Annotated in this window: 2 protein-coding genes; both read left to right on the top strand. The window is 68.8% G+C overall.

Annotated features, from left to right (window positions below; all coding sequences use genetic code 11):
* The first annotated feature begins 33 nt into the window (after positions 1-33).
* Positions 34-1,221 (top strand): amino acid aminotransferase, encoded by a 1,188-nt coding sequence (locus BLP83_RS09925; RefSeq protein WP_091242036.1) that lies wholly within the window; start codon positions 34-36, stop codon positions 1,219-1,221.
* A 372-nt stretch (positions 1,222-1,593) separates the two neighbouring features.
* On the top strand, positions 1,594-6,000 hold a 4,407-nt coding region (locus BLP83_RS09930), incomplete at its 3' end, for a lectin-like domain-containing protein (protein ID WP_176764110.1).

Genomic DNA, 6,000 nt, shown 5'->3' on the forward strand with positions numbered 1-6,000 from the left:
CCTTCCGGGCTCGACTTCCCCGGAGCTTTCGCGATGTTCTTCGAGCTGCAGCCCGCCCCCGCCGATCCCATCCTGGGCCTGATGGCCGCGTTCCGCGCCGATCCGCGGCCGCACAAGATCGATCTCGGCGTCGGCGTGTACAAGGACGAAGCCGGGCACACGCCGGTGCTGGCCTGCGTCAAGCGCGCCGAAGCCCGCCGCACCGAGCGCGAGGACAGCAAGACGTATATCGGCATGGCCGGTGATCCGGGCTTCAACGCCGCGCTGGAAAAGCTCGCGCTCGGCGATGTGCCGGCGCTGGCCGAGGGCCGCGTGGCCACCGCGCACACGCCGGGCGGTACCGGCGCCCTGCGCGTCGCCGCCGAGCTGATCAAGCGGGCGCGGCCCGAGGCCACCGTGTGGGTCAGTGACCCGACTTGGGGCAACCATCCCTCCGTGTTCAAGGCCGCGGGGCTGAAGGTGCGCGAGTACCCCTACTACGACGCGGCGACGCAGTCGCTGCGCGCCGAGGCCATGCTGGCCGCGCTGGCGGAGGTGCCTGCCGGTGACGTCGTGCTGCTGCACGCCTGCTGCCACAACCCCAGCGGCGTTGATCTCGAAGCGCAGCACTGGCAGGCGGTGGCCGAGCTGGCCGAAAGACAGGGCTTCCTGTGCTTTGTCGACATGGCCTACCAGGGCTTCAGCACCGAGCTCGAGGCCGATGCCTTCGGCCCGCGCCTGTTGGCGCGGCGCCTGCCCGAGCTGCTGCTCGCCACCTCCTGCTCGAAGAACTTCGGCCTCTACCGCGAGCGCATCGGCGCCGTCAGCGTGATCGGCCACAGCGCGCAGCAGACGCAGGCGACCTTCTCGCAGCTGCTGTCGGCGATCCGCAACGTCTACTCCATGCCGCCGGCGCACGGCGCGATCCTGGTGCGCGAGATCCTCGAAGACGCCGAGCTGCGCGCGCAGTGGGTGGACGAACTCGCCGCCATGCGCGGCCGCATCAACCACTACCGCAGCGCCATGGTGCAGGCGCTGCGCGAGGCGGGTGTCGCGCGTGACTTCAGCTTCATCGAACGCCAGCGCGGCATGTTCAGTTTCCTCGGCATCACGCCCGAGCAGGTCGAGCGCCTGAAGACCGAGCATGCGATCTACATGGTCGGCAGCAGCCGCATGAACATCGCGGGGCTGTCGGCTGCGAACCTCAGCCACTTCGCGCGATCGCTGAAAGCCGTGCTCTGAACTCCTGCGCCGGGGCAGGGGCCGCTTGGCCGGTTGCTGACGTGGTCGCGCCCTGCGCTGCCGTGCGCGACGAGGCACTCGTGCGCGCTGCGGGATGTCGATGAGACGGCTGCGAAGTGACAGGCCGGGCCTGCCCCCGATTCGATGCCCGTCACCACCGATGGCGCGCTCGCCAGCAGCAGGCGACGGCTTTCTGACGCGCCTCGCGTCGTGGCCTCAGCTGGCGCCTCGCCAGCGGCTTCGCATCAGAGCCCAGGCCTTGAAAGGCTGGACGGCGGCCAGGGCGCCCAGGGGAATCTTCAGCCCGGAACAGAACTTGCTGGCAGCGGCCACGCGCCGCGCGCGCTTTCGCTCACTGCCACGGGTTTCCCTATGCGCTCTCGCCTTCCCGCTCCGCTCGCTTCGACGATCGAATCCGTCGACGGCTCCGTGTTCTCGCGCTGCCTGCTGGCCTTGTTGCTGCTCCTGGCGCCGCTGTTCGCCGCGGCCGCCGAGCCGTCGCGGCCGGCGCAGCCCAAGGGCGGCCCGATTCCGCTGACCTTCTTCTACGAGAGCTTCGCGGGTGCCGGCAGCCTGCTGAACTTCAACGGCAATGCCTATATCAACGGCACCGAACTGCGGCTCACCGAAGCGGCCAGCAGTCAGGCCGGCAGTGCCTTCAACAACCGTCGTGTCCAGTTGGGGGCGGACTACAGCTTCAGCAGCTACTTCACCTTCCGCATGCTGAACCCGGGCGGCGACGGTGCGGATGGCCTCACCTTCACCGTGCAGACCTCGTCGAACAGCGCGGTTACGGTGGGTGGTGGACTGGGCTATCAGGGCATCAACAACAGCATCGCCGTCGAGTTCGACACCTTCGTCAACGGCGGAGGTGACGCCGATCCCAATCATGTCGCCATCGACATCAACGGCGATGTCAGCCACAACGTCTACACCGCGGCGCAGGGGTATTACGCGGCCTACGGCAACGAGTTCGCCAACGGCAACACCTATCACGTCTGGGTCGACTACAACGGCGCCAACCAGACCATGGAAGTGCGGGTGCACGGCAACAACAGTCGTGCTGCGGCGCCCGTGGTGCTGAACAAGAGCGGCATCAACCTCGCCTCGATCCTCGGCACCAATCAGGCCTTCATCGGTTTCACCGCGGCCACCGGCGGCTCCTGGGAAACCCACGACATCCAGACCTGGTACTTCCAGAACCGCTACGAGCCCATCGACACCGTTGGCAACACATACGTGCAGGCGAGTTCGGATGCGACCTTGAGCAGCCTGGCCACCAGCCAGGGCAGCCTGTCGCCCGTGTTCTCCAGCGGCGTCTTCAGTTACACGGTGAACGTGGCGAACGCGGTGAGCAGCATCACGGTGACTCCCACGGTGACCAACGCGGCCGCGAGCGTCAGCGTCAACGGCGTTGCCGTGACCAGCGGTACAGCCTCCGGCCCGATCGCGCTGAACGTCGGCAACAACACCATCACCGTGCTCGGCGTCGCCGAAAACGGCTCGACCCAGCCCTATACCCTCACGGTCGTGCGTGCGCCGGGCGCGCCCACGGTCAGCGCGACCGACGCGGCCAGCAGCATCGCCCAGACCAGCGCGACCTCGGGCGGCACGGTCACCGCGGACGGCGGCGCAGCCATCACCCAGCGCGGCCTGGTGTTCGGCACTTCGGCCAGCCCGACCACGGCCAACAGCGTGGTCGTCGTGGGCGGCACCCTTGGCAGCTACAGCGCCAACCTGTCGGGGCTTGCCCCCGGCGTGACCTACTTCGTGCGTGCCTTCGCCACCAACTCCGCGGGCACTGCCTATGGCCCCGAAATCAGCTTCACCACCTTGAAGCTCGACCAGACGATCAGCTTCAGTAACCCCGGTAACCAGACCTACAGCCCGGGTGGCAGCTTCATCGCCACCGCGACCGCCAGCTCCGGCCTGCCTGTGACCATCACCTCGGCCAGCGCCACCTGCTCGGTCAATGCGACCAGTCCGGCCACGGTCGCGATCCAGGCGGCGGGCCCCTGCACGCTCAACGCGAACCAGGCCGGCGACGGCACCTACAACGCCGCGCCGCAGGCCAGCCAGTCGCTGACCATCCAGCAGGCTTCGCAAGCCATCACGATCGATGATCCCGGCGCTCAGACCTACAGCGCGGGAGGCAGCTTCAGCGTTACCGCGACCGGCGGTGGATCGGGCAACCCGGTGGTGCTGAGTTCGGATTCGCCTGCGATCTGTTCGGTGTCCGGGAGCACCGTGACTCAACTGAGCGCAGGTACCTGCCTGTTGCTGGCGGATCAGGCCGGCGATGGCAACTATCTCGCCGCGCCGCAGGCGAGTCTTGGCGTCACCATCAACCCGGCGCCGACAGCAGCGGCCGTGGTCTCGACCAGCGCCGGTGCCGAGGCCCGCAGCAATCAGGGCTTCAGTGTCGATGTGCAGGTGGCGGGCGCGGATCCCCAGGGCGACGTCACCGTTTTCGTGCGCAGAGCGGACAACAGCACGGTGACGAGTTGCGTCGCAAGCTTGCAGCCACCCAGCGCGGGCGTGGCGACCGGCAGCTGCAGCGTCCCCGAAGGCACCCTCCGACCCGGTGACCTGGTGACGCAGCTGGTGGCCAGCTATCCGGGCGATCTCAATGATTCGGCGAGCACTTCCCCCAGCTTCGCCTTCAGTGTGGCTCGCGGCGATGTCGCGATCTCGAGCGTGGTGGTGGATGCCTCGGGGGATCGTGATGCCGTGGCGGGCGAACCGATCACGGTGACAGTGAGCCTGGCCGCGGTGGCACCTGCAGTGGGCCCGGTGACAGGCGATGGCACGGCGGCGCCGGATGTCACGGTGACGACGAGTGAGACCGGCACGGGCTGCACGATCGATTGGGACATGGCGACGAGCTGCACGCTGGTCTTTACCGGCGTCAACAACACGTCGCAGCTGCTGTCGGCGGTGGCCGATCCGGATCCGAAGCGTGCGGCGGCCGCCAAGGCGGCGCTCATGAAGACGCTGCAGCTGAGCTATGCGGCGACGGCGGATTTCAATGCTTCGGGCCCGACGGAGGCAGATCCGGTGACGGTGTCTTCCGCGCCCACCGTGACCGTGCTTTCGACGCAGTCGGCGACCGGCAATGCGAACAGCGTGGCGGGCGAGGGCGTGCGTCTGACGGCGACGGTGACCACCGATGCGCCTTCGACGCTTCCACCGCGTGGACGCGTGCTGTTCACGCGCGATTCGGATGTGCTTGGCCAGGTGACGCTGACGGCGGGTGCGGGCAACACGGCGACGGCGGAGTTCGTGGCGCCGGCGCGTCTGGTGGGCACGGAGACCTACTTTGCTTTCTTCCTGAACAACGACGATTTCGTGGGTTCGGACGACGACGCCGAGCACACCACGGTCCAGGCCTCCACGGCGACGATGATCGATGCGGTGGTTCCGGCCACGCCGGAGGCGCTGCAGACGGTGACGGTGTCGGCCTCGGTGGCGGCGGTGGCGCCGGGCGCGGGCACGCCGACGGGCACGATCACGATTTCCGGTGACGACACCACGGGCTGCGTGATCACGCTGCCGGCGACGAGCTGCGAGCTGAGCTTCGCCAGCAAGGGCAGCAAGACGCTGACCGCGACCTATGGCGGCGACAGCCAGTTCCTGGCCAGCGGCGCCAACTCGGGTACGGCGGCGGTGACGGTGGTGGGCATTCCGGTGACGCTGAGCCTGAGCGGCAGCACGCCGAGCCCGCACTACTACGGCACGGCCTACACCGTGAGCTATGAGCTGAGCGGCGGCGACGGCAGCTTCGGTGGCGCTGTCACGGTGACGGCGGCGCCGGGCGGTGCGAGCTGCACGGGTGTGGTGACCGGCACGAGCGGCAGCTGCGAGATCGTGCTGCCGAACGGCAACGCTGGCACCTACGCCCTGAGCGGCGCGTACGCCGGCGACAGCACCGATGCCGAGGCGAGCTCGGCGCCGCTGAACCACACGATCAGTCAGGCGACGACGGCGCTGGTGCTGAGCGGCAACACGGTCGATCCGATCGACGCGGCACAGCTCGTGACGGTGAGCCTGGACCTGACGATGACCAACGGCGTGGCGCCGCTGGCGGGCACGCTCACGGTGAGCGGCGACAACACCGCGGGTTGCGCGGTCACGCTGACCGGCGGCGAGACCATGCCGCAGAGCTGCGACCTGAGCTTCTCGGTGGTGGGCAGCAACGCGATCAGCGCGACGTTCGTGCCGAGCGATGCCATCAACGTGGCCGGCAGCACCAGCAACACGATCACCTATACGGTGGTGCGCGCGATCACCACGACTGAGATCAGCGGTTTCGCGCCGGCCTCGGGCACGGCCCAGGTGGGCGATGCGGTGACGGTGAGCTTCGCGGTGACGGGCGGCGTGCAGCCCTACGACGGTGCGGTGACCGTCGAGTACGGCGCGGGCCCGACGGCCTGTGGGCCGGTGAGCTTCGATACCGGCACGGGTCTGGGCAGCTGCGAGATTCCGGCGACGGCCCTGCAGCTGGCGGGCGACTACGCGGTGCGCGTGGCCTACGCCGGCGACGCGGACGACGTGCCGAGCGAGGACAGCGAGACGCTCGGCATCGCCAAGCGTGCGACGGCGACCACGCTGGCATCGACGCCGGCGGACGACCAGCAGGCGGGCCAGACGGTGACCTGGACGGTGGGCGTGAGCGCGGTCGGCGGCGCGGCGACCACGCCGCTCGGCGGCGAGGTCTTCGTCTGCCCGAGCTCGGCACCGAGCTGCGATGGGCTGAGCGCGGTCTGCACGATCACGCTG

Source organism: Aquimonas voraii (assembly GCF_900101825.1).
Taxonomy (GTDB): domain Bacteria; phylum Pseudomonadota; class Gammaproteobacteria; order Xanthomonadales; family Xanthomonadaceae; genus Aquimonas; species Aquimonas voraii.